This window comes from Flavobacterium tibetense, assembly GCF_003293845.1.
Lineage (GTDB): Bacteria > Bacteroidota > Bacteroidia > Flavobacteriales > Flavobacteriaceae > Flavobacterium > Flavobacterium tibetense.
The window spans coordinates 1-24,765 of sequence record NZ_QLST01000008.1; the positions used below are offsets into that span (position 1 = coordinate 1).

The 24,765-nt window shown below is 32.1% G+C and carries 26 protein-coding genes; 14 read left to right on the forward strand and 12 right to left on the reverse strand.

Annotation, left to right across the window (positions count from 1 at the left end):
• The 3 genes from DPN68_RS07340 to DPN68_RS07350 form a co-directional block, all read left to right on the forward strand.
• On the forward strand, positions 1-1,147 hold a 1,147-nt coding region (locus DPN68_RS07340), incomplete at its 5' end, for a gliding motility-associated C-terminal domain-containing protein (RefSeq protein WP_133256577.1).
• 40 nt (positions 1,148-1,187) lie between these two features.
• Positions 1,188-2,096: a PorP/SprF family type IX secretion system membrane protein gene (locus DPN68_RS07345; RefSeq protein WP_113989006.1), complete on the forward strand. Its 909-nt coding sequence runs from the start codon at positions 1,188-1,190 to the stop codon at positions 2,094-2,096.
• A gap of 12 nt (positions 2,097-2,108) precedes the next feature.
• Positions 2,109-4,016, forward strand: a complete 1,908-nt coding sequence (locus DPN68_RS07350) for an OmpA family protein (RefSeq protein ID WP_113989007.1) — start codon at positions 2,109-2,111, stop codon at positions 4,014-4,016.
• Positions 4,017-4,062: 46 nt separating this feature from the next.
• Here DPN68_RS07350 and DPN68_RS07355 read toward each other — a convergent pair whose 3' ends face one another.
• Positions 4,063-5,127, reverse strand: a complete 1,065-nt coding sequence (locus DPN68_RS07355) for a WD40/YVTN/BNR-like repeat-containing protein (protein ID WP_113989008.1) — start codon at positions 5,125-5,127, stop codon at positions 4,063-4,065.
• 104 nt (positions 5,128-5,231) lie between these two features.
• Between DPN68_RS07355 and DPN68_RS07360 the strand changes: the two genes are divergently transcribed.
• From DPN68_RS07360 to DPN68_RS07370, 3 genes are all read left to right on the forward strand, one after another.
• Positions 5,232-6,536: a hypothetical protein gene (locus DPN68_RS07360; protein WP_193477857.1), complete on the forward strand. Its 1,305-nt coding sequence runs from the start codon at positions 5,232-5,234 to the stop codon at positions 6,534-6,536.
• Positions 6,537-6,611: 75 nt separating this feature from the next.
• Complete coding sequence (locus DPN68_RS07365) at positions 6,612-7,826, forward strand: RsmB/NOP family class I SAM-dependent RNA methyltransferase (RefSeq protein ID WP_113989009.1); 1,215 nt, start codon at positions 6,612-6,614, stop codon at positions 7,824-7,826.
• A gap of 11 nt (positions 7,827-7,837) precedes the next feature.
• On the forward strand, positions 7,838-8,932 hold the full coding sequence (locus DPN68_RS07370) for an HNH endonuclease signature motif containing protein (protein WP_113989010.1): 1,095 nt from the start codon (positions 7,838-7,840) through the stop codon (positions 8,930-8,932).
• 94 nt (positions 8,933-9,026) lie between these two features.
• Here DPN68_RS07370 and DPN68_RS07375 read toward each other — a convergent pair whose 3' ends face one another.
• The 8 genes from DPN68_RS07375 to DPN68_RS07410 all read right to left on the reverse strand — a co-directional run bounded on the left by DPN68_RS07375 (position 9,027) and on the right by DPN68_RS07410 (position 17,855).
• Complete coding sequence (locus DPN68_RS07375) at positions 9,027-9,728, reverse strand: sulfite exporter TauE/SafE family protein (RefSeq protein ID WP_113989011.1); 702 nt, start codon at positions 9,726-9,728, stop codon at positions 9,027-9,029.
• Between the two features lie 232 nt (positions 9,729-9,960).
• Positions 9,961-10,407: a FixH family protein gene (locus DPN68_RS07380; RefSeq protein ID WP_113989012.1), complete on the reverse strand. Its 447-nt coding sequence runs from the start codon at positions 10,405-10,407 to the stop codon at positions 9,961-9,963.
• 11 nt (positions 10,408-10,418) lie between these two features.
• A complete protein-coding gene (ccoG, locus tag DPN68_RS07385) occupies positions 10,419-11,837 on the reverse strand; it encodes a cytochrome c oxidase accessory protein CcoG (protein ID WP_113989013.1) in 1,419 nt (472 codons plus the stop codon).
• 56 nt (positions 11,838-11,893) lie between these two features.
• Positions 11,894-12,817 (reverse strand): cbb3-type cytochrome c oxidase N-terminal domain-containing protein, encoded by a 924-nt coding sequence (locus DPN68_RS07390; RefSeq protein WP_113989014.1) that lies wholly within the window; start codon positions 12,815-12,817, stop codon positions 11,894-11,896.
• Positions 12,818-12,834: 17 nt separating this feature from the next.
• Positions 12,835-13,002 (reverse strand): CcoQ/FixQ family Cbb3-type cytochrome c oxidase assembly chaperone, encoded by a 168-nt coding sequence (locus tag DPN68_RS07395; RefSeq protein ID WP_113989015.1) that lies wholly within the window; start codon positions 13,000-13,002, stop codon positions 12,835-12,837.
• A 7-nt stretch (positions 13,003-13,009) separates the two neighbouring features.
• Entirely contained in the window at positions 13,010-15,202 is a 2,193-nt protein-coding gene (gene ccoN, locus DPN68_RS07400) for a cytochrome-c oxidase, cbb3-type subunit I (protein WP_113989016.1), read from the reverse strand.
• 3 nt (positions 15,203-15,205) lie between these two features.
• Complete coding sequence (gene ccoS / locus DPN68_RS07405; protein WP_113989017.1) at positions 15,206-15,400, reverse strand: cbb3-type cytochrome oxidase assembly protein CcoS; 195 nt, start codon at positions 15,398-15,400, stop codon at positions 15,206-15,208.
• 76 nt (positions 15,401-15,476) lie between these two features.
• Entirely contained in the window at positions 15,477-17,855 is a 2,379-nt protein-coding gene (locus DPN68_RS07410) for a heavy metal translocating P-type ATPase (RefSeq protein ID WP_113989018.1), read from the reverse strand.
• Between the two features lie 102 nt (positions 17,856-17,957).
• Here DPN68_RS07410 and DPN68_RS07415 point away from each other — a divergent pair, with 102 nt between their 5' ends.
• The 6 genes from DPN68_RS07415 to DPN68_RS07440 all read left to right on the forward strand — a co-directional run bounded on the left by DPN68_RS07415 (position 17,958) and on the right by DPN68_RS07440 (position 21,993).
• A complete protein-coding gene (locus DPN68_RS07415; RefSeq protein ID WP_113989019.1) occupies positions 17,958-18,635 on the forward strand; it encodes a Crp/Fnr family transcriptional regulator in 678 nt (225 codons plus the stop codon).
• 127 nt (positions 18,636-18,762) lie between these two features.
• The gene (locus DPN68_RS07420; protein WP_113989020.1) at positions 18,763-19,353 is read left to right on the forward strand and encodes a hypothetical protein; all 591 of its coding nucleotides are present in this window, start codon (positions 18,763-18,765) and stop codon (positions 19,351-19,353) included.
• A 186-nt stretch (positions 19,354-19,539) separates the two neighbouring features.
• On the forward strand, positions 19,540-20,340 hold the full coding sequence (locus DPN68_RS07425; protein ID WP_113989021.1) for a hypothetical protein: 801 nt from the start codon (positions 19,540-19,542) through the stop codon (positions 20,338-20,340).
• A 137-nt stretch (positions 20,341-20,477) separates the two neighbouring features.
• Positions 20,478-20,870, forward strand: coding sequence for an RDD family protein (locus DPN68_RS07430; RefSeq protein ID WP_113989022.1), 393 nt, complete (start codon positions 20,478-20,480; stop codon positions 20,868-20,870).
• A 73-nt stretch (positions 20,871-20,943) separates the two neighbouring features.
• Positions 20,944-21,486 carry a toxin-antitoxin system YwqK family antitoxin gene (locus tag DPN68_RS07435; protein ID WP_133256578.1) on the forward strand — a complete coding sequence of 181 codons (543 nt, stop codon included), beginning with the start codon at positions 20,944-20,946 and terminating at the stop codon, positions 21,484-21,486.
• A gap of 72 nt (positions 21,487-21,558) precedes the next feature.
• Positions 21,559-21,993 carry a hypothetical protein gene (locus DPN68_RS07440; protein ID WP_113989024.1) on the forward strand — a complete coding sequence of 145 codons (435 nt, stop codon included), beginning with the start codon at positions 21,559-21,561 and terminating at the stop codon, positions 21,991-21,993.
• 72 nt (positions 21,994-22,065) lie between these two features.
• Here the strand turns inward: DPN68_RS07440 and DPN68_RS07445 are convergent, their stop codons facing one another.
• Genes DPN68_RS07445 through DPN68_RS07455 form a run of 3 tightly spaced genes read right to left on the reverse strand, consistent with a single transcriptional unit; the run spans position 22,066 to position 23,542 of the window.
• Positions 22,066-22,374, reverse strand: a complete 309-nt coding sequence (locus DPN68_RS07445) for a rhodanese-like domain-containing protein (RefSeq protein ID WP_162298402.1) — start codon at positions 22,372-22,374, stop codon at positions 22,066-22,068.
• A gap of 19 nt (positions 22,375-22,393) precedes the next feature.
• Complete coding sequence (locus tag DPN68_RS07450; RefSeq protein WP_113989026.1) at positions 22,394-23,005, reverse strand: thioredoxin family protein; 612 nt, start codon at positions 23,003-23,005, stop codon at positions 22,394-22,396.
• 15 nt (positions 23,006-23,020) lie between these two features.
• A complete protein-coding gene (locus DPN68_RS07455) occupies positions 23,021-23,542 on the reverse strand; it encodes a TlpA family protein disulfide reductase (protein ID WP_113989139.1) in 522 nt (173 codons plus the stop codon).
• A 126-nt stretch (positions 23,543-23,668) separates the two neighbouring features.
• Between DPN68_RS07455 and DPN68_RS07460 the strand changes: the two genes are divergently transcribed.
• A complete protein-coding gene (locus tag DPN68_RS07460; protein ID WP_113989027.1) occupies positions 23,669-24,124 on the forward strand; it encodes a MarR family winged helix-turn-helix transcriptional regulator in 456 nt (151 codons plus the stop codon).
• A gap of 4 nt (positions 24,125-24,128) precedes the next feature.
• Positions 24,129-24,764, forward strand: coding sequence for an NAD(P)H-dependent oxidoreductase (locus DPN68_RS07465; protein ID WP_113989028.1), 636 nt, complete (start codon positions 24,129-24,131; stop codon positions 24,762-24,764).
• Position 24,765: the final 1 nt, after the last annotated feature.

Genomic DNA, 24,765 nt, shown 5'->3' on the forward strand with positions numbered 1-24,765 from the left:
TGGCGCTACTGGTTCAGTAACCGTAACCTTCACCGCTACTGATGAGTGTGGAAATTCAGAATCAACTTCTGCTACTTTTACTATTCAAGATACAGAAAACCCATATTTTACCTCTGTACTTCCTGAAGATATTTCAGCTTCTTGTGATAATATCCCGAGACCAGGAATTTTGGAAGGATTAGACAATTGTTCTACAACAACTCATACTTTTAGTGAAGAAATTATTTCAGATGAAGAAAGTTGTGCAGGGAACTACATCTTGATTAGAACATGGACATTAACTGACGATTGTGGCAACAGTATTTCTCATTCACAAACAATTACCGTTTATGACACAACACCTCCAGCATTAATTTCAAATTTAGATACTGAAGTAAATGTTAGATGTTCAGAGATTCCTGAAATACCAAATTTAGAATTTAGTGATAATTGTTCTGAAATTGCAGAAGTGGAATTTTCAGAGGAAACCACAATTATTTCAATCTATGAATATATAATCATTCGTACTTGGATTGTGAGTGATACATGTGGTAATTTCGAAACATTTACCCAAACAATAAATGTAAGTGTTGATGAGCCATTTGATGCGATTCCATTTTCTGTATGTAGTATTGAAGACCCTATTGATTTATTTACTATATTAGGGGCAGAAATCCCTACAAATGGAGAATGGGTAGATTTAAGTAATACTGGTGGTTTAAATGGAAATATGTTTAATCCAATAAACATTCCAACAGGTTATTATACACTACAATATGTAGTAACTGTTGAAGATGATGCATGTCCGATGGTGTTTGAAATATACTTAAATGTTAATGATGATTGTATTGTTTTACCAGCTTGTACAGTAGAAGTATTTAATGCTGTCTCGCCTAACAATGATGGTTTAAATGACCTTTTCTTAATTGATGGAATTGAATGTTATCCAGACAATTCAGTTGAAATTTATAACAGATGGGGCATACTAATTTATGAAACTAGAGGCTATGATAATAGTACAAAAGCTTTTAAAGGATATTCAGACGGACGTTCAACATTTAACCGAAATGAACTGGTACCAGATGGAACTTATTTTTATATCTTACGATACAAAGATGAAGATAACAAATGGCACGATAGATCAGGTTACTTGTATGTAAACCGTTAAACTAAATATCCAATAAATTATTTAATTTAAAACTTGAATCATGAAAACAATATATATATGCATAGCGTTAGTTTTATCATCGTTATATAGCTTCGCTCAACAAGACTCTCAGTATACACAATACATGTATAATACTGTAAACATAAATCCAGCTTATGCTGGCTCTAGAGATGCTCTAAGTATATTTCTTTTACATAGAACACAATGGGTTGGTTTAGACGGTGCACCAGTAACAAACAATGCTTCACTACACATGCCAATTGGCGACTCAAACTTTGGTGTTGGTTTATCGTTTGTTAATGATCGAATTGGTCCTGCAACAGAAAATATGATTTCAGCGGATTTAGCTTATTTCATTCAAATTTCTGCCAATTATAAACTTTCTGTTGGACTAAAAGGTACGGCTAATATTTTCAATATAGATGTCAATCGATTGAATATTTTTGATCAAAATGACCCACAGTTTCAAAATTTGAATGCAGATTTCACTCCAAATATTGGTGCCGGATTGTATTTATTCTCCGATGCCACTTATGTAGGATTATCTATTCCAAACTTTTTTGAAACCAAACATTACAATGATAATGATGTAGCTATTACAAGAGAAAAAATGCACTTTTATTTAATTGCTGGACACGTTTTTGAATTAAGTCCGAGTATTAAATTCAAACCTGCATTTTTAAGTAAAATTGTAGAAGGAGCTCCATTCCAACTGGATGTTACTGCCAACTTTTTAATAAACGAAAAATTCACAATTGGTGGCGCCTACAGATGGGATTCTGCTGTTAGTGGTTTAGTTGGTTTTCAAATTTCCAATAGCATGTTCATAGGATATGGTTATGATATGGAAACTACTAAATTATCTAATTACAATTCAGGTTCTCATGAAATTTTCTTTCGTTTTGAACTATTTAATAACAATAGAGTCACTTCTCCAAGATTCTTTTAAACTGACATGATTATGAAAACGCTATATACATTTTTACTAATAGGTTTTTATTTTGTGAGTTTTGGACAAACATCGCAATTAAAAACTGCTGATAAGAAATATGAAAAATATTCTTATATCGACGCTATTGAAATTTACGAAAAAGTGGCTGAAAAAGGACACAAATCAGCAGAACTATTTAAAAAACTTGGAAACTCTTATTATTTCAATGCAGAACTAGATAAAGCTGCTCATTGGTATAAAGATTTATTCAATTTAAATGAGGAAGTTGAACCTGAATATTATTTCAGATATGCACAATGTCTAAAAGCAATAAAAGATTATGAGAATGCAAACAAATATCTCGAATTATTTGCAAAAAACTCGAATGACCCTAGAGGTGACGCATTTCTAAATAATCCAAATTATCTCGAAAAAATTGAAGAAAATTCAGGTAAATACACTTTGGGAACTATAAATATAAATTCTGAATACTCCGATTTTAGTCCATCATTTTTTAATAACCAAATAGTCTTTACTTCTGCAAGAAAAGAAGGAGCTATTTACAGTAAAATTCATAGTTGGACCAAACAAAATTTTACCGATTTATATGTAGCAACCAAGAATGCTGATGGTAGTTTTTCTCCAGTTGAAAATTTCTCGAAAGAAATAAATACCAAATTCAACGAATCTTCACCTGTATTTACCAAAGATGGAAAAACCATGTATTTCACTCGAAATAATTTCAATGATGGTAAAAAAGGAAAAGATGATGAAAAAACTATGTTGCTTAAAATCTATAAAGCTTCATTAGTTTATGGAAAATGGGCAAACATTACCGAGTTACCTTTCAACAGTGACAATTACCAAGTGGCACATCCTGCTCTAAGTCCAGATGAAAAAACCTTGTATTTTGCTTCAGATATGCCAGGCGGATTGGGTGGTTCAGATTTGTACAAAGTAAGTATTAAAGAAGATGGAACTTTTGGTAATCCTGAAAACCTTGGAAATATCATAAATACGCCAGCTAGAGAAAGTTTTCCGTTTGTTGGTCATGATAATACGCTGTATTTTGCATCAGATGGTCATTTAGGATTAGGTGGTTTGGATGTTTTTGAAACCAAATTTAACAATGGTTCTTACTCGAAACCGTTGAATTTAGGAAAACCAATTAACAGCTCAATGGATGATTTTGGTTTTATTGTAAATGATAAAAATGCAGGTTATCTTTCATCCAATCGCGAGGGCGGAAATGGTTTTGATGACATTTATACTTTTACCGTTTGTTCCCAAAAAATTCATGGTGTAATTACAGATTTGAAAACAAAAGAAGTCTTACCAAATGCCAAAGTAGAACTTTATGATGAACAAATGAAAAAGCTATCTGAAGTTTTCGCAGATGATAAAGGCTATTATAGTTTTACAGCAGATTGTAATCATAAATACACTGTTCGCGCATCAAAAGAAGAATACGAGTCTAACGAAAAAATGGTTACAACAGCAAAAGAAACTGGAGAAACTAAAGTGGATATTGCTCTTGAAAGAACGGTGTTCCCAATTGATGAAGGAACAGATTTAGCTAAAATATTTGATATAAGTATGATTTACTTTGATTTGGACAAATGGAATATTCGTCCGGATGCTGCTAAAGATTTACAAAAAATCATAGAAGTTATGCAACAATATCCAAATATGACTGTAGATATTCGTTCGCATACCGATAGTCGTCAAACACATAAATACAACGAATTACTTTCTGATAGAAGAGCAAAATCTACGTTAGAATTTATGGTTAAAAACGGAATCGATAGAAAACGATTAACCGCAAAAGGTTATGGTGAAACACAATTAGTAAACGGTTGTTCTGATGGTGTTCCATGTTCTGAAGAAGAGCACCAAAAAAACCGAAGAAGTGAATTTATTATTGTTAAAATGAATTAGTTTTTCCTCTACCTTCTAATTCATTAATAAGAAGCCATTAGTTGTATTACTTAATGGCTTCTTTGCTTTTAAGAATTAATTTTACAATCTTATTTTTTCCAGCAGCATAAGCTACCGAATCGTTTAAAAAACGAATGGTATACAAATCATCCATTGCATCTAAAAGTTTCCAATTTTCACCAAAATCATTGGAATAATGAATTCCGGTTTTACCAACGCAAATCAGCGATTTCCCTTTGCTATTAGGAACAAATTGCACGCAAGAAGCATATCCAAAACCACTACCATCAGCAACTAATTTCCAAGTTTTTCCTCCATCAAAAGTAATCGCTTTGTTTTGTTTATTACTCGATGGATTTTCATAATTTCCTCCAGCTATAAATCCGATTTTAGCATCATAAAAATCAGCGGTGAAAATTCCCGTCATTGATTCCCCTTGAATGATTGGCGTTTCATAAACTTGCCAAGAATTGCCTTTATCTATACTAACAAAACATCTCGATTTCTTTCCACCAGAAACCATAAAAATAGAATTTCCTCTTACTATTAAATTGGTATTACTTGCCGCAAAAGCAGCTTCTCCTTCAATAATTTTTGGTAAATTCTCACAAGGAATTTTGCTCCAAGAATTACCGCCATCTTTAGTTACAATTACATTCAAACAATTTTCTATTGGATCACCCATTGCTATTCCAAAAGTAGCATCTAAAAATTGCATACTATCATAAAATACTTTTTCATGTGATTCGGTATAAACCAACTGAGTATGCGATTTATCATTTGAAATTTTATATAAATAAGCTGGATTTCCAACATTTAACACAAAAGTTGCGCTATCGGTTTTTGCCAAACTTCTAAACTCTAGTGCTAATGAATCTTTTATAATTTTACCTTTAAACTTTTGGAAGTTTTCCAATTGAATAGCACCATATTTTCCATCATTTCCTGCGTACCAAAGTTCCTTCTCTCCTACCCAAATAGCTCTAATACTAATAGAATCTTCTAATATAGTTTCAATTTCAACAGATGAAATAATGGGTTCCGTTTGGATTTCATTCTTGCAGGAACAAAACAAAATCAATACTAAATAAAGAGAAATATACTTTTTCATAACACAAACTTTTTAAAATATCCTATTGAAAAACAACGGTTTATTATTTTGGCACAATAATTGGTTTTACAAATATAAGTGAGTATTAACTTAAAACCATAGAAATGATGAATGCAAGATATTTAACTTCGATTTTCTTTGCTCTATTGCTTTCGATTCCAGTAATAGCACAAGATAAAACTACTATTAGAGCCAATAGTTCTGATATTAGTGATAATTTAGATTTGAGGGCCGTTGCAACTATTTTTGGAGATTCTAGAGATTTAGAAGACTTCGAAAGACGTTTGAACGATCCAAAAAGTCAAATTTCAAATTTAGATTTGAACAACGACAATTATGTGGATTATTTACGAGTAATTGAAGTCGTAGAAGGAAATGCACACATCATTGTAATTCAGGCGGTTTTAGGAAAAGATTTGTTCCAAGACGTAGCTTCTGTTGAAGTTGAAAAAGATAGAAATAACAATGTAACCGTTCAAGTGGTTGGTGATGTTTATATGTATGGAACCAATTATATCTACGAACCCGTTTATGTGCATAGACCAATAATCTATACTACTTTTTGGGCACCAATGTATCGTCCGTACTACTCTAGTTGGTATTGGGGTTATTATCCAAGTTATTATTCTTTTTGGCAACCATTTCCAATTTTTAGATATAGAAATCACATTGCATTACATATCAATTTTGGTCACTCTTTTCATTACGTAAACCACAGAAGATGTCATTATGCCTACAACAGCTATTATGGACGAAGAGGAAATGCTTATGAAAGAATGCATCCAAATCGTTCGTTCACTAATAGAAATAGTGGTTATTCTAATAGAAGAGAATTAGATAACAATAGAGATATTCGCACAAGAGTTCCAGGTAGCAGAGAATTGGCTTCAAATAATGGTAATTCGCCAAGAAATAACGGAAATAATCCTAGAAAGAATGGAGTGACAACTTCTAATCCAAGAAACTCAGTAAATGGAAATAGCGGTGTAAATCCAAGAAGTAATTCAAGTGCAACAGGAAATCCAAGAAGTTATTCGCAAAATTCACCAACACCTAGAGCTACTAGTTCGGGAACAACAGTGAATCCGAGAAATAATTCAAATACAACTGGAAATCCGAGAACGTATTCTCAAAATTCACCAACGCCAAGAAATAACAATTCTGGCACAAATGTGAATCCAAGAACTAATTCTAATCCGAGAACAACAGCCGTAACAAGCAATTCACCGACTAGAAATAATGTAACACCAAGAAATTCGGCTACTAATTCTCCTAGAAGCACTGTTAATTCAGGAGGAAATTCTCGAAACTCAACAATGAGTGCGCCAAGTAGAGCATCAACTCCAAGACAAAGTGGAAATTCAGGAGGAAGTCGAGGAAATAGTTCCAATAGAAATGGTCGTTCGTAACACAAAATAAAGCTGTCTTAACCGACAGCTTTTTTATTTTAATTACTATCTTTGTAGGCTGATTTAAAAATAAAAATGAGATTACACAGAAATTTAGTATTCACGGTTATAGATTCGCTAATGGCAATTTTTAACGAAGGTGAATACGCAGATAAAGCCGTTGCTAGAGCTTTAAAAAAAGATAAACGTTGGGGAAGTGCCGATAGAAAATTTGTTGCAGAAACCATATACGAAATTGTACGTTGGAAGCGATTATATGCAGAAATTGCAGAAGTTAGAGAACCATATGACAGAGATAATGTATGGCGAATTTTTGCAGTTTGGGCAGTTTTAAGAGGTATTAATTTACCAGATTGGAAATATTTTGAAGATACACCATCACGAAAAATAAAAGGAAAATTCGACGAATTATCTAGAGTACGAAAATTCAAAGAATCTATTCCTGATTGGATGGATGAATTGGGAGTAAAAGAACTTGGAGAAGAAAAATGGTCTAAAGAATTGGCTGCTCAAAATCAACAAGCGCAAGTAATTCTTAGAGTAAATACATTAAAAACTACCAAAGAAAAACTAAGAGCACTTTTAATGGATTTAGATATTGAAACCAATCCAGTTAAAGATTATGAAGACGCTTTGGTTTTAAAAGAACGTGCCAATGTTTTCATGACACAAGCTTTTAAAGACGGTTTATTTGAAGTACAAGATGCTTCTTCTCAATTAGTAGCTTATTTTCTTGATGTACAACCTGGCATGCGTGTGGTAGATACTTGTGCTGGTGCTGGTGGAAAAACATTACACTTAGCTTCATTAATGCAAAATAAAGGCCAATTAATTGCCATGGATTTATACGAAAGTAAGCTAAAGCAATTGAAACTAAGAGCGAAAAGAAATGGTGCTTTCAACATCGAACCAAGAGTAATTGAAAGTTCAAAAACGATTAAAAAATTACACGAAAAAGCAGATAGAGTGCTAATTGACGCACCTTGTTCAGGCTTAGGTGTAATGAAAAGAAATCCGGATAGTAAGTGGAAATTACAACCCGAATTTATCGATAATATTAAAAAAGTTCAAGAAGAAGTTTTACAAAACTATTCTAAAATCGTAAAACCAGGTGGAAAATTAGTTTATGCTACTTGTTCGGTTTTACCATCAGAAAATGAAGAACAAATTAAAAAATTCTTAAATACTGAAGCTGGAAAAGAATTCACCTTCGTAAAAGAGAAGAAAGTTTTAGCTCACGAAAGTGGTTTTGACGGATTTTACATGGCGTTATTAGAAAGAAAAAATTAAAACATATAAGAATGAAAAAGAACTTTACATTAATTATTGGATTAGTCTCTTTATTGAGTTTTGGACAAATTCCAGCTGGTTATTATGATAGTGCAACTGGAACTGGTTATACATTGAAAACACAACTATTCAATATTATTTCTACAGGAACTATTGATCCAGGATACGGAGCATTATATACTACCTATTTAACTTCTGATATTGATTTATATTACGAAAATAACGGAACAGTATTAGACATGTATACTGAAAATCCAACTGGTCCAGATTTATGTGAATACACTTATGGTATCAATCAAGATGATGGTACAGGAGGAACTTCTGAATGTCAGAAATACAACAGAGAACATATTATTCCACAATCTGTTTTTAGTTCAGCAACACCAATGCACTCCGATGCGCATTTCGTTGTACCATCTGACAAATATGTAAACGCACAAAGAGGAAATTTACCATTTGGAGTTGTAAACTCTGTTAATTGGACTTCATCAAATGGGTCTAAAAGAGGTTCAAATTTAAATTCAGGATATTCAGCCGGTTATACAGCAAACGTTTTTGAACCTATTGACGAATTTAAAGGCGATATTGCTAGAATGTATTTTTACTTTATTACAAGATACCAAGACCAAGTAGCAGGATGGAGTTATGATATGTTTAATGGAACTTCAAATCAAGTATTAACAAATACTTTTTTAAATATTTTATTAACTTGGCATTTAAATGATCCTGTATCGCAAAGAGAAATTGATAGAAATAATGCAATTTATACCTACCAAAATAATAGAAATCCTTTTATAGATAATCCTGATTTTGTTTGTGATATTTGGCCAACTCAATGCGCTACTCTATCGTCACAAGAATTTATATTAAACAATGTAGCAGTTTTTCCAAATCCTTCTAAAAATGGAGAATTTTCAATTACAACAACTGCTGAATTAAAAAATATTGCGATTTATAATATAAACGGACAATTGGTTCAAGAAATTAAAAATCCGAATGCAATTGAAACTTCAACGTACAAAGTAAATAATTTGGCAACTGGTTTTTACATGCTGCAATTACAAACAGAAAATACTTCTGTGACCAAAAAAGTTATTGTGAATTAATCGTTCTCAAATACATAAATCAAAAAAGCATCATTTCTTTCGATTTGATGCTTTTTCTTTAAAAAACCAATAAAACTAATTGAAAAACTATCTTTTAGTGACAATGCGCGTCACTTTGAACAAACAAACTAATATTACTTGGCGACAAATACGGAATATCTAATCCCATGCCACGCATAATAAACAAAACCCCAATTACAACTGCCAAAACAGGAATCACCTTCTGAATTTTATTTCTTATTGGAATTGATAACACATTAGAAATTAGCACAACTGCACTCATCATTGGAATAGTTCCAATTCCAAAAAGCAACATATACAACACACTAACGGAAATATTTGGCATGGCTAAAGCTCCAAAAAGCGCTACATAAACCATTCCGCATGGTAAATACCCATTTAATAATCCAATGGTAAAAAAAGATTTCAAACTTCTACTTTTGAATTGTTGGCCTAAACTTGATTTTACTTTGGAAATTAATCGGTAAACGGGTTTTGAAAAATTATATTTTGCCAATTCTTTCTCAGGAACAACAGCAATTACAATCATTACAATTCCCACAAATATGGAAAGTTGTTGTTGCCAACCCGCCAAATAAAATCCTTTCCCTAATAATCCAAGAAGCAATCCCATTGAACCATAAGCAGTTAATCTTCCCAAATGATACAAGAACAATTGCAAAATTCTTTTCGTTTCGTTACTTCTATCCACAGGCAACATCATGGCAATAGGTCCACACATGCCAATGCAGTGAAAACTACTAATTAATCCAAATATGATTGCCGTGTATAACATAATTAAGTTTAAAAGTCAAGTTCAAGTTCAAGCAAAAATTCCAATAGCAAAAATTCCAAATTCCAAAGTCAAGTTCAAGTTCAAGTTCAAAAACAATTACAAGTTTAAATTCTGAAAATCCGAAAATCAATTATAAAACCTTTGTGAACTTAGTGCCTTCTTAGTGCGCTTTGTGGTTAAAAATCAAAAATCAAGTCCATTCTCTAACTTCTAATCTCTAACTTCTAAAACACTAATAATAAACCGATTCCTTATTTAAATAATTCACTTCGTTGTATTCCCATTCAATAGTAATGTCCCAAAGACCGCCCACCAAGTTACTTTTAGGTATGAGCAAATGTGAAGTTGACAATGAAATCGGAATTTCAAAATCAAGTTTCTGGTTAGACGGTCGGTAAAGGGACACTTTTCCTTTTATCGTTTGAAAATCAAAATCGGCAGGAAATTGAACTACAATTCCTTCTGCTGATTTAGAAATTTTTACTTTTTGTTCTAAGGCATTGGCATTTTGCTTCTTTTCAATATTGCCTTGCACTTTCATTTCTTGTTGGTAATAGTCTTCTACTACCAATTCGTTATCATATTTAGAGTCGGTTTGCACTTTAAACACGAAGTATAAAATAAACGTCATGAATAAGCCAAAAGCTATAACAATTCCTGTTCCCCAATTAATTTTCATAGTGTTTTTTTTTAGTTGAAACTTCTTGGACCTAAAAATGTGGTCTTCGTTGTTTCTATTAATTTACCATCGTTATAAACTCCAATTTTTATCTTCATTTTATCGCCTTCAATCAAACTTGGATTAATTTCGATGAACATGGTTCCTTTCAAAGTTCCTTCTTTTGGAATTCTTAATTTGGTATTTCCAACTAGTTTTATTGTTCCTTTTGGGTTTTCTAAAACAAGGGTTACATTTTCAAAATCAGCTACTGTTTTGTTAATGATTTTATAAGTGAAAACATTACTGATGTTCTCCCCTTTTTTCTCATACAATTGACCTGGAAGTCTTAAAATTGTAGCTTCTACATCATTTCTTAAAAATAAAAGTCCAACTAAAGCCACGATTAAAATGGTAAGTACAGCGATATACCCTTTCATTCTAAGTGTTAAAGTGAATTTTTCTTTTTTCACAATTTCATCTTCACTAGCATAACGAATCAATCCTCGTGGAAAACCAACTTTATCCATTATCGTATCACATTCATCAATACAAGCGGTGCAATTGATACACTCTAATTGTGTTCCGTTTCTGATATCAATTCCTGTTGGACAAACATGAATACATTGCTTACAATCGATACAATCGCCTTTTCCTGTTGTACTTCTGTCTTCTCTTTTATCAAATTTGGCTCTTCCGGCAGTTCCTTCCCCTCTAACGTGGTCGTAAGCAACATTTATAGATTTATTGTCCAATAAAACGCCTTGCATTCTACCATACGGACAAGCAATGATACAAACCTGTTCTCTGAACCAAGCAAATACAAAATAGAAAACTCCAGTAAAAATTAACAGCGGAATTAACGTTCCTAAATTAGCTGCTGGTCCTTCGGTTACTAATTTTAGTAGTTCATCACTTCCAATTAAATACGCTAGAAAAACATTAGCAATTAAAAACGATAGAAAAAAGAAAATCGTAAGTTTTAAGGCTCGTTTTCTGATTTTTTCAGCATCCCATTTTTGTTTGGCTAAACGTATTTGGGAACCTCTATCGCCATCAATCCAATATTCTATTCTACGAAAAACCATTTCCATAAAAATCGTTTGCGGACAAAACCAACCACAAAAAATTCTACCAAAAGCTACTGTAAACAAGGTTAGTCCTACTACTCCAATTATCATGGAAATGACAAACAAGTAGAAATCTTGTGGCCAAAAAGGAAATCCAAAAATGGAGAACTTCCTTTCTAAAACATTAAATAATAAAAACTGACTTCCATTAATTTTTATAAATGGAGCTGCAATTAAAAATACCAATAAAATATAGCTTAATACCTTTCGCCTGTCATAAAACTTCCCTACAGGTTTTTTGGGATAAATAAAATTTCTCTTACCCGATTCATCGATGGTGGCGATGGTATCTCTAAAGCTTTCTTTTTCTGGAGTTTCCATTGTTTATATTATTTTTAAAAGAGGTTCGAACGGATTCAAACCTCTTTTTTTTACTTTTATTCTACTTTGGTAGAATCTGAAATTGTTGTTGCAGTTTCTGTTTCTGTTACAACTTCATCTACCCAAATTTCGCCTTCTGGATCTTTTGCATTAGCTGGATTTGTTCCGCCTAAAGAAACTATATAACTAGATAGTTTTTGAATATCAGACGGTTTAATAACATCTTTCCATGGCGCCATAACTGGATTATTTGTACTTCCTTCAGAAACTAATCTAAAGATATTTTTAACTCCACCTCCATTAATCCAATTGGCATCAACTAAATTTGGACCAATTCCTCCTTCAAGATTTTGTCCGTGGCAAGAAATACAATTATTAGCTTCATATACTTTCTTACCTTCAGCAATACTTGCTGCATCCGTTAACAATTCTACATTATCTACATTTACCAAATCTGGAGCTGTTAATAAGTATTTTGCATGTGCTTCTTCAGCTAACGCCACTTCTTTTTCATATTCTTCCGCTTGTGTGTAATCTCCAATAACATGGAATCTTACTAAATAAACTACAGCAAAGATGATACAACCGTAGAACAAATACACCCACCATGGTGGCAATACATTGTCTAATTCTTTGATGCCATCGTAGTCGTGGTCTAACATTACATCAGCTTCTTCTTCTATGTCTTTTGAACGCGTTAGCATTTTCATCAATTTGCTATCCGCGAATGAAAAAGATTGTGCTTCTTCTAATTGTTTCTTTTGTTCGTCAGTTAGTAAATGGAAAGTGATTTTATCTACTGCACTAACTACAATTTCAATGGCAATTAATAAGAATAAAAATACACCAAGAAAAAGTGACACCATTGGGTACTCAATAAAGGCTGGTTTTTCACCTGAATCGATAAAGTATTCCATAGCCGCAAACACCGCTGCGAAAATCACTGGAACTCTTACATATGATGGAATAAGTTTTTTCATATAAAATAAGTTTGTAATTAATCTTTAATTGGTAATTCACTTAATTCTTTAATTTTATCCTTCTTATAAGTAAATACCCAAAAGAATAGTCCAACAAAGAATGCAAAGAAGATAAGTAGCGAAATAATTGGAAATATCTCAATCCCTGAAATAGTTTCTAAATTGTGTTTAATGAACTTTAACATGACGCAATTATTTAGTGTTATCTTTAGTAATATCAGTACCTAATCGTTGTAAGTAAGCAATTAACGCCACTACTTCTCTATCTTTAACTGGAATAAAATCAGCTCCTTGCGCCGCTTTTTGCTCTTCAAAAGATTTTCTGATGTCTTTATTCTTCATTAAGTTTTCCTCAATCTTAGTTGCTTGTTTATCCCAATGTACCAAAGCATTTGCTACTTCTTCATCCGTATAAGGAACTCCTAATTTTTGCATTACTTGCATTTTAGACTGAATCATCGTTTTATCCACTTCATCCTTAATCATCCATTTATAACCTGGCATAATAGAACCCGAAGAAGTACTTTGTGGATCCCACATGTGATTGAAATGCCAATCATCTGCTCTACCACCATTAAACGGTTTTCCTGTAACTCCTTCTCTAGCTAAATCTGGTCCGGTACGTTTAGAACCCCATAAGAAGGGATGATCGTATACAAACTCGCCTCCTTTAGAATACTCACCATAACGCACCACTTCTGAACGGAACGGACGAATCATTTGAGAGTGACAGTTATTACATCCTTCTCTGATGTATAAATCTCTACCTTCTAATTCTAATGGTGTATAAGGTTTTACGCTTGCAATCGTTGGAATATTAGATTTTACCATAATCGTTGGGATAATCTGAATAATACCACCAATTAAAATAGCAACTGTTGCTAAAATGGTCAACTGAATTGGTCTTCTCTCTAACCAAGTATGCCATTTTTCCCCTTTCAATCTGTTAGCTGAAATAGTTGTTAAAGCTGGTGCTTCTGCTAATTCATCTTCTACTGTTTGGCCTGCCATTACCGTTCTAATAATATTGTAAACCAATATCAATAAACCAATGAAGAACAATGTACCACCAATAGCACGCATCGCATACATTGGCATGATTTCAGTTACTGTTTCAAGGAAGTTTCCATATTCTAAAGTTCCGTCTGGTTTGAATTGTTTCCACATAGAAGCTTGAGTAAACCCAGCCACATACATTGGAAGTGCATATAAGATAATTCCTAATGTTCCAATCCAAAAATGGAAGTTAGCTAATGCCGTAGAATATAATTTGGTTTTAGTCATTCTTGGTATTAACCAATAAATCATACCAAAAGTCATGAAACCATTCCAAGCCAATGCTCCCACGTGCACGTGAGCCACAATCCAATCTGTATAGTGCGCAATAGCATTTACATTTTTAAGTGATAACATTGGTCCTTCGAAAGTTGCCATACCATAACCTGTAATAGCTACAACAAAGAATTTCAAAACAGGATCCACACGAACTTTATCCCAAACACCTCTTAAAGTTAACAATCCGTTAATCATACCACCCCAAGATGGAGCAATCAACATGATAGAGAATACAACTCCTAAGTTTTGAGCCCAATCTGGCAAAGCTGTGTATAATAAATGGTGAGGTCCAGCCCAAATGTAAATAAAAATCAATGACCAAAAGTGAATAATCGATAATCTATACGAGTAAACGGGTCTATTAGCAATTTTTGGTACAAAATAGTACATCAATCCAAGGAAAGGCGTTGTAAGGAAGAAAGCAACCGCATTATGTCCGTACCACCATTGCACTAAGGCATCTTGAACACCAGCATAAACCGAATAACTTTTTAAAGCCGAAACTGGCAATGCCAAACTATTGAAAATATGCAAAACAGCAACCGTTACAAACGTAGCTAAGTAAAACCAAATGGCTACATATAAGTGACGCTCTCTACGACGTAAAATGGTCATAATCATATTGATACCAAAAACTACCCAAACAAGAGCAATAGCAATATCAATAGGCCATTCTAGTTCCGCATATTCTTTTGATGTAGTTATTCCTAATGGAAGCGTAATTGCTGCGGCAACAATAATTAATTGCCATCCCCAAAAGTTAATATTACTTAATACATCGCTATACATACGCGCTTTAAGTAAACGTTGTAATGAGTAATAAACACCAGCAAAAATGGCGTTTCCTACAAAGGCGAAAATTACTGCATTAGTGTGTAAAGGTCGTAAGCGTCCAAAGCTTAACCATGAAATTCCGTCTGTAAGATTTGGAAATAGGAACATAAATGCTACTATTAACCCTACTAACATACCAACAACTCCAAAGAGTATACTAGCATAAAGGAATTTCTTTACAATTTTGTTGTCGTAATAAAATTGCTGCATTTCCATAATTTAGATTGATTTTTGTTTTTCTGTTTGTATTAATTTATTTGATTTGTTTTTCACGAGTTCGTCGTCAAAAAGCATTCTGACAGACGGCGTATAATCATCATCGTATTGACCGCCCTTTACCGCTTTAATAAAAGCAACTAAAAAAACAATCGCCACAACAATACTTATTACTATTAATATATAAATGACACTCATACCTTAAATTTGTGTTAACAAAGTTACTATTGGCTACTTTCATAAAACATGACATTTGTCATATCACTAAAAAAGTTTACTTTTTATTTCTCGCGTAATAATTGGACATTATTGTCACAAAACTTACAATCGTAATCGTACTCAACGGCATGATGATAGCAGCTACCAATGGCGATAAATTCCCAGTAACGGCATAGCTTAATCCCACAATGTTGTACAAAATAGACAATCCAAAACTCATATAAATCGTTTTCATGGCATTTTTGGAATACTTCATGAAGAAACCAATTTTATCAAACTGACTCGCATCCATAATGCCATCACAAGCTGGAGAAAATACATTTACGTTTTCAGAAATCGATAATCCTACATTACTTTGTGCCAATGCGCCAGCGTCGTTTAAGCCATCGCCAATCATCATTACGTTTTTTCCTTTTTGCTGTAATTGTTCGATATAAGCTAATTTTTGTTCCGGTTTTTGATTGAAAACTAATGTAGTTTTGGAAGGCAACATTTTGGTTAAAATGGCTCTTTCTCCATCATTATCACCGGAAAGCACTACCAAATCATATTCTTTGGCTAGTGATTCAAAAAGTTGTTCTAATCCTTTTCTATATTGGTTATTGAACACATAACTTCCTTTGTAAATGCCATTAATTTCCACATGAACTTTTGTCTTTTTATGCGTGCTTTCGTTGAGATTTTTTACAAAACTTGAAGAACCTAACTTCACATCATTTGTATCAAATTTAGCAAAAATTCCTTTACCAATCACTTCTTCAAATTCATCCACATTCATTCTTTCGAATTCAGGAAGAAAATCATACAATCGGCGACTCAACGGATGATTAGAACCTCGAAGCGTATTCTTTAGCAACTGGAGTTCATTGGAAGTTAAAGTTTCTCCTTCGTAAACAATCGCTGTTTTTTTATTGGTAGTAATCGTTCCTGTTTTATCAAATACCAAAGTATCTACTTGTGCCAATTGCTCTACTACCAAAGCATTTTTTAAGTAAAACTTTCTGTTTCCCATAATACGAAGCACATTTCCAAGTGTAAACGGAGCCGTTAGTGCCAAAGCACACGGACAAGCCACAATCAAAATTGCAGTAAATACATTGAAAGCCGTTGCGGTATCAATAAAAATCCAATAGAAAAAGGAAAGAAATGCCAATGCCAATAAAGCCGGAGTAAAATAGCGACTAATTTTATCCGTGATGGTTTTGTGATGTTGGTTCACTTTTTTCTGAAACACATCATTGCTCCACAATTGCGTCAAGTAACTTTGGGAAACCGAAAAAAGCACTTCCATTTCAATCACTTTTCCTTGTTGCTTTCCGCCAGCGTACAATTTATCGCCTGATTTTTTTTCAATCGGAACCGCTTCACCGGTAACAAAACTGTAATCAATAGACGCCTTTTCGGAAATTAAAATCCCATCAACTGGAATCAATTCTTGGTTTCGAATCAATAATCTATCGCCTTTTTCAATATCGTAGACTTGAACGGCAATTTCTTCTCCATTGGGCAATAATTTAGTAATGGCTATTGGAAAATAGGATTTATAATCGCGTTCAAAGGATAAGAAATCATAGGTTTTTTGTTGGAATAACTTACCTAAAAGCATAAAGAAAATCAATCCTGTCATACTATCGAAAAATCCTTGACCAAAATCAAAAATAATATCGACCGTACTTCTTAGGAACATGACTACAATTCCCAACGCAATTGGAATATCAATATTCAATAAACCCGATTTGATACTTTTCCAAGCGGAAACATAGTAACCAGAAGCCGAATAAATAAAAGAAGGCAAAGCCAAAGCGAAAATCAACCAACGAAAAAATCCGCGGTATTGATTGATCCAAAATTCTTCTACTTCAAAATATTCTGGGAATGACAATAGCATAATGTTTCCAAAACAGAAAAAAGCAATTCCTATCTTGTAAATTAAACTTCGATCTACTTTTTTCTTTCCTTCATCAAAATTCTCTAAACTAATGTAAGGTTCGTAGCCAATGGAACTCAATAAATAGACAATTTCCTTTAAAGAAGTTTGTTCCGAATTAAACGTAATTCGGACTTTTTTTTCTGGAAAATTAACTTGAGAAGTACCAATTCCTTCTTTTAATTTTTGTAAATTTTCCAAAATCCAAATACACGAACTACAGTGTATATGAGGAATGTAGAGTGAAACAATATGTGTTGTGTCTTCTTGGAATTCGAGAAGTTTGTCAATAATCTTTTCATCGTCTAAAAATTCATATTTTCCATTAATATCTTGTGGTGTAGCTCCTGGAGAAGCTTGAAAATCATAATAACACGTTAGGTCATTTTGACTAAAAATTTCATACACGGTTTTACAACCCGTACAACAAAACTTTTTTTCGTCAAAAACAACCTCGTCTTTTTTATTAATTTCATTACCACAATGGAAACAATTTGTTGTAACCATAATTTGCTCATTTACCTGTAACAAAGGTCACAAAAGCTTTCAATTTAAAATATGATATTTGTCATACTTTAATTATATTTGTAAAAACAAAAACAAAGCATAATGAGCAAATGTGAACAATGCATTGTAAGGCAATTCAGTTCTCTTAAAGCCTTGAATAAAGAGGAATTATTGAGAATGGCTGATTGTAAAACCTCTTACACCATCAAAAAAGGCGAACCTATTTTTGAGGAAGGCGAAACCGTTAATGGGGTTTATTGTATTAAAGAAGGCGTTTGTAAAATGACCAAATTGAGCGATAATGGCAAAGACCAAATCGTAAAATTGGTAAAAAGTGGCGAACTTTTAGGTCAACGCTCCATGATTAGTGACGAGCCTGCCAATTTAAGTGCCGTTGCTTTAGAAGATATGGAGGTTTGTTTTATACCTCGATCAGAAGTTATGGGTTTCTTTAATAACAACAACCAGTTTTCTATGAATGTCATGAAAACGATTTGTGATGATTTGAAAGATTCCGATAGTCACATGGTAAACATGGCACAAAAAACAGTGAAACAACGCTTAGCCGATACTTTAATTTATTTGGAAGAGACTTTTGGTGTAAATGAAGATAAATCGTTGCACATCCAACTTTCTAGAGAAGAATTAGCAGGCATGATTGGAACCGCTACAGAAAGTTGCATTCGTTTGCTTTCGGAGTTAAACAAATTAGGTTATATTGCTTTAACTGGGAAAAAAATTACACTTCTAGACAAAAACAAATTAAAACGATTGCAATAAGAAAATCCGCGACAAGCGGATTTTTTGTTGGATGAAAGTGTAAATGTTTTTATATTTACGGAAAAACTAGTTTTGATATAGATAACCAAGTTAGCGACAATTATACACCCTTAAAAATAAAAAACCAATGAAAAAGTATTTCCTTCCTTTTTTTATAATTACATTGAATTTATCGGCTCAGAATATTAATAAAGAGACAAAATTTGTAAATAAAATAATTAATTACTTTGTTGATCGTGATTCTACACTTATCATAAAAGATATACAAATAGTAGATGGTTTCAACTCTCAAATTCAAGCACCGCCTGAATTTTATATCCATAAAGATATTTTTTCAAAAATCGAGCCTTTTTTTAATCTTGCCGATTCAACTTATTATTTTGATCAAATTAACAAATATAAAAATGTAAAATTAATTTTAACTCAAAATAAAAAAGACTATAAATTTATTGACAAAAAAAAGATTGATGATTTTGTAATAAAGAGTGAAGAAGATTATGAGAAAGGTATAAAATATGATTTCTATGAAGAATTTGACAAAGAAATAGGAACTATTCAAGAGTTCGGATTACCAATAATATCAAAAGATAAAAAATATTTACTTTTAAGAAAGATAACATCTGGTCCGGGAAGAAAAGCCAGTGCATACTTAAAACTTTATAAACGAAAAGGGAAGGATTGGATTTATGTAAAAACAATCATGGAAATGATAAAATAATCACTTTCGCTAACAAGTATTTTTTACTATTTTAGGCAAGTATTTTATTTGTAAAGTTTAATTAATCTTTTTTCTTTACGTTTTTTCTTTCAAAAATTTAAATATATTTGATAATGTTAATCTTGAAATTAGACAACAGTCATATGTTCTGAGGACGTTAGTTAAAATATACATACACAAAAAACTATGAGACAGATTATAATTCTATTTTTCTTAACTACATTTTTTCATAATGCATATTCACAAGATGAAAGTCTGCAGTTAAAACTAGATTCAATAATTTCAGAAGCTGATTTAATGTACAAATATGAGAAAGCAGTTTGGAATTCTACAGATTTATTAATGGGTAACATAAGACTAAAAAAGAAATATGACGGTTATGTAGTTAGACATTCTGGTGATTCAATTTTTGTAACCTACTATGGAAAAAATCAGAAAGAGAGTATCGCAAGGTATACATACATTGCTACAAACTTAAATAAACCTTTACTTGTAAGTATGGAATCTTCTCCTTTAAAGATTTCAGAAAAAGAACTACTTGATATTAAGATTAAAATGATTAATCAACTTTCCGATAGCAAATATAATGTAACTATTCAAGAAGGATATAGCCCAAATTTGATTCTGTTTAAAGAAAATACAGGATTTAAACTCTATATAGTAATGGGTACAACAGAATCTGGAGTTATTCCGTTTGGGAATGATTATCTTTTCTGGGCAGATTCTGAAGGAATTATCATTAGATGGAAAAAATTTCACTCAAGAATGATTCCTGCATACTCAAAAGGATCAAATGGCGAAAAAGTGGTTACATCATTTCACTCACATTTAAAGACAACTCCACACATAACAGCAACTGATATTTGCACATTTAGACTCTATGGAGAACTATGTAAAATGGAAGTTTTTGGTGTGTTATGTACTGCAACGGGAAAATACTACAAGTACAATTTAAAGACAAATAAAATTGAAATTGAAGAACAATAAACGTTTACTAATGTACATTTAAAAAATTACGCTTATGCAAATCTTTCTACCCGTACTAGTTTTTGTAACGGCAGTCAGATATGATATCCATAATCTCCAATATTTCATGTATGCCATCATAAATAATGTTATAAAAAATGAATACTAATTACGCATCTGTAATCGATAGGGTGAAGTCAACAACAATTGATACTTTGTTATTAATTGCTTGTTTTTATTTATTAAGTGATATCCTTAACTCGATGAATAATGTTTCTGAATCATTAAGAATTTTACTTTTCATTTGCATATTAATGTATGAGCCTATTTTTATTTCATTAAATGGTACATTCGGAAATCATAAAAATTCAATTAGAGTTAGACAAAATAAAGACACAACTAAAAAGCTTAATTTTTTTCAATCCTTATTGAGATACTTTTTGAAAATTTCTTTAGGCTGGATTTCACTTATTTTTATTTTAATGAACCAGAAAGGAAGAGCACTTCATGATATTATTAGTGGAAGTATCATGATTAAAGTTGATGATTAAACACTACTTACAATCAAGTAGACTGCTCAGCCAGAAAACAAAAAAAACCATTCCTACAAACTAAAAATCAATAATGAAGAAAATAATTACTATATGTGTCTTACTTTTTGCAATTTATAGCTGCAAAGAAGATGTGCAATTTGATTTGAAAAAACAGAATCAAATGGTTGAGTTAAGTGATAAAATTTTTGCGATTAAAAAAATCGATTCTAAAAAAGTTCTTAAATTAATTGAAAAAAATTCAACAGAAATTTTCGAGGATACTGCAAAAACAGATTTTAATCCAAAACCTCTTATTTATTCGAATTTAGCTGGAAAAACTTTTTTTAAAGTTTATGAAAGACCAAAAGGAACAGTATATGCAATTTCATTTTATAAAAATAACACTGAAATAAATACAGCTGAATATTTCGATAATGGACAAGTTCAATGTCTATTTAAGATTGATAAGAAAGGAATTAAAAATGGAAAATACAATTGCTTCCATAGAAATGGGAAAATCAGGAAAAGTGGTGAATATTTAAACAATAAAAATATCGGAATCGAAATTGGTTACGATTCTATTGGAAATAAATCTCACGAATTTGACTACAGTACCTTTAAATATATTAAATAAATATTACACACAAAAGCGGTAACTGTTACCAACCATTAACTTAAAATAAACAATAATAGAAATTATCAAGAAATGATAAAAGAAATTTGGAATTATATTCGAGTTCATAAAACTATAAATCTGTTAAATCTATTAATAGTAATTATTTTATTCGTCCCTTTTACCTATTCCTTAAACAACACAAGCGAAACAGAAAAATTATTTTGGGTTCCAAACTTCATTTTTAAAGAACTGGAATTGGTAATTTTCTATATCTCACTTGTAATTTTTACTGTTGGATTTCAAGTATCAAAAAGAACAATCAACAAAAAAATATTTATATTATTTAACTTAGTAATTTGTTTCTTTTTCTTTTTACATGGAATAATTTTATTAATTTTTCCAATCTTAGACTTTGCTGTTGGCTTGGGTAGTGCACTTTCAATAATTATTTTCCCATTGTCATTAATTATTTTTAAATCTAAAAATTATATGCAAATAGATATCACCAATAAATATATTAATTAAATAAAGTATTTGTAGTGTTAAAAACACAAAATTCAACCCACAAAAAAACCTCTTTTTCAAGAGGTTTCTTTTCTATTCCGTTGGGCCTTCCCAATTCGAAAAACCACCAACTAAGTTATACGTCTTTTCAAAACCCATTTGCTGCATTACGCCACAAGCATTAGCACTTCGTACTCCAGCGGCACAATACACATAATAGTTTTTGGTTTTGTCAAGTTCGTCTACTTGATAAACAAACCCTTGACCTTTGTAAATATCAATGTTAATTGCTCCTGGTATTTTTCCATTGGCAACTTCATCTTCGGTTCTAACATCTAAAATAACTGCATTAGCATCACCAAGATATTGCGACCACCATTCGTTTTGACTCAAATTCATCATTTATTTTTTGCCAAAAATACTAAGCTTTAATGGAACAACCAATTGCTTTGGTAGTTTTTGTTGCCACTTCTTGGTTTTTCAATAACGCATCAACGGCTGCTTCCACATATTTGGTCTTTACCGCTTTTTCATCGCTGTGGTTGTCGTCTATAGCTCCAATATATTTTACTTCATTTCCAGCTTTCGTTTTTTGTAACACGTAAACATGAGGCGTTTTGGTAGCACCATATTGCGGATAAATATGCTGACCTTCATCAAACAAATACGGAAAGGTAAACTTTTTCTCTTTGGCACGCACTTGCATCAATTCAAAACTGTCTTGCGGCTGCACTTCTGGATTGTTAGGATTTATAGCGATAACAGGATAACCTAGTTTCTTGTATTTCTTGTCCAATGCTATAATTCTATCTTCATAAGCCACCGCATACGGACAATGGTTACAAGTGAAAATTACAATAAATCCTTTAGCATCCTTGTAATCTGCCATAGAAACCATCTTGCTGTCCACATTTTTCAGTTTGAAATCAGTAGCCATATCGCCAATTTGATAACCTGAAACCGCATTTTTAACCCCAAAAGCAGTTAATAACCCAAACAAAACAACCGTAGCTGCCATTTTAAAATTTCTCATAGTATTCCTTTTTAATTAATTGGTTTTTAATAGAAGTTGCAATGCATTTTCCAATTCTTCATAAGTAAACGCTTGCTCATAAAATTTTTTTTGGTTCTTATCATATATTAGAGTTGCCGGAATAGCTCCACTCCACTCACTCGCCACTTTTTCAATCCACGAATTGGCATCAGGATCATCCAAATGAACTACAGTAGCTTTTAATTTCTTTCTCTTGATGAATGAAAGTAAATTCGATTGGGCTTTCTTTGGAAAATCTAAGCTTACCAAAATGACTTTTACGTTTTTATCTTTGTAATTTTCATGTAATTGCTCAAAATAGGGCAACTCTTTAATACAAGGCGCACACCAAGTCGCCCAAAAATTCACAACATAAACCGTTTCGTCCTTCGGTTGAAGTAAAAGTGCTAAATTTTGGTAATCATACGACTTTACTTCAATTGATCCCTCTTTATAGACTTGTTTTTCCTTAGGAACTTCCTGTGCAAACATGGAAATACCAACAAAAAATAATAGTACTAACTTTCTCAACATCATTACTTTTTTGTTAAAATTAAGCATTCCAAAAACCAACTTCAATTATTTAATAAAAATTTAACACATAGTTGTATATACAAATAAAAACATTTACTACATTTGTACATACAAATTTTGTAACGGAAAATGAAGATTGAAGAAATTATAAAAACAACCAGCGAAATGTCTTTAGCAAAAAAGGCATTATTAAACGTGCTCTTTACTCAAAATGTAGTAGCAGACAAATTTAATGAAATTTTGAAACCTCATGATTTGTCTTCTGAACAATTTAACGTTTTACGTATTTTAAGAGGTCAGAAAGGAAAACCGGCTAATATGTGTATGATTCAAGAGCGCATGATTGCTAAAACTAGTAATACCACGAGATTGGTTGATAAATTACTATTAAAAGAACTCGTTACAAGAGAAGTTTGTTCGGAAAATCGCAGAAAGATGGAAATCACTATTACAGAAAAAGGACAAAAACTTTTGGAAGTTTTAGATCCAATTGTAATTGAACATGAAATGAGTTTTGCCAAAAACCTGACTTCAGAAGAATTAGAAATCTTCAACACTTTATTAGAAAAATTTAGAACTATATAAACACATGAATAATTTTATTGAAAATCAAAATTGGCGCTACGCCACTAAAAAATTTGATGCTACAAAAAAAGTATCAGATGCTGATTTAGCTGTCTTGAAAGAAGCTATTCGTTTAAGTACATCTTCATACGGATTACAACCTTATAAAGTATTAATCATTGAAAACGAAGAAATCAGAAAACAATTACAACCTGTTTCTTGGGGACAATCGCAAATTGTAGATGCTTCTCACCTATTCGTTTTTGCTAATTATACCGATATCGATGATGCGCACATTGACACTTACATGGAAAATATCGCTGCAACGAGAGGCTTAAATGTTACTGATTTACAAGGTTACAGCGATTTCATGAAATCAAAAATTGTCCCAATGCCAAAAGACAAAAAAGCGATTTGGACATCAAAACAAACCTATTTAGCTTTGGCCAACCTAATGAATGCCGCTGCCGAATTGAAAATTGATGTAACGCCAATGGAAGGCTTTGAACCAGAAAAATACAACGAAATTCTTGGTTTAAATGCACTTGGTTTAAACGCAACTTTAGTGGCAACTGTTGGTTACCGTCATGAAGAAGATGTTAATCAATTTGCCAAAAAGGTAAGAAAATCAGAAGCTGATTTATTCGAAATTGTAAAATAAC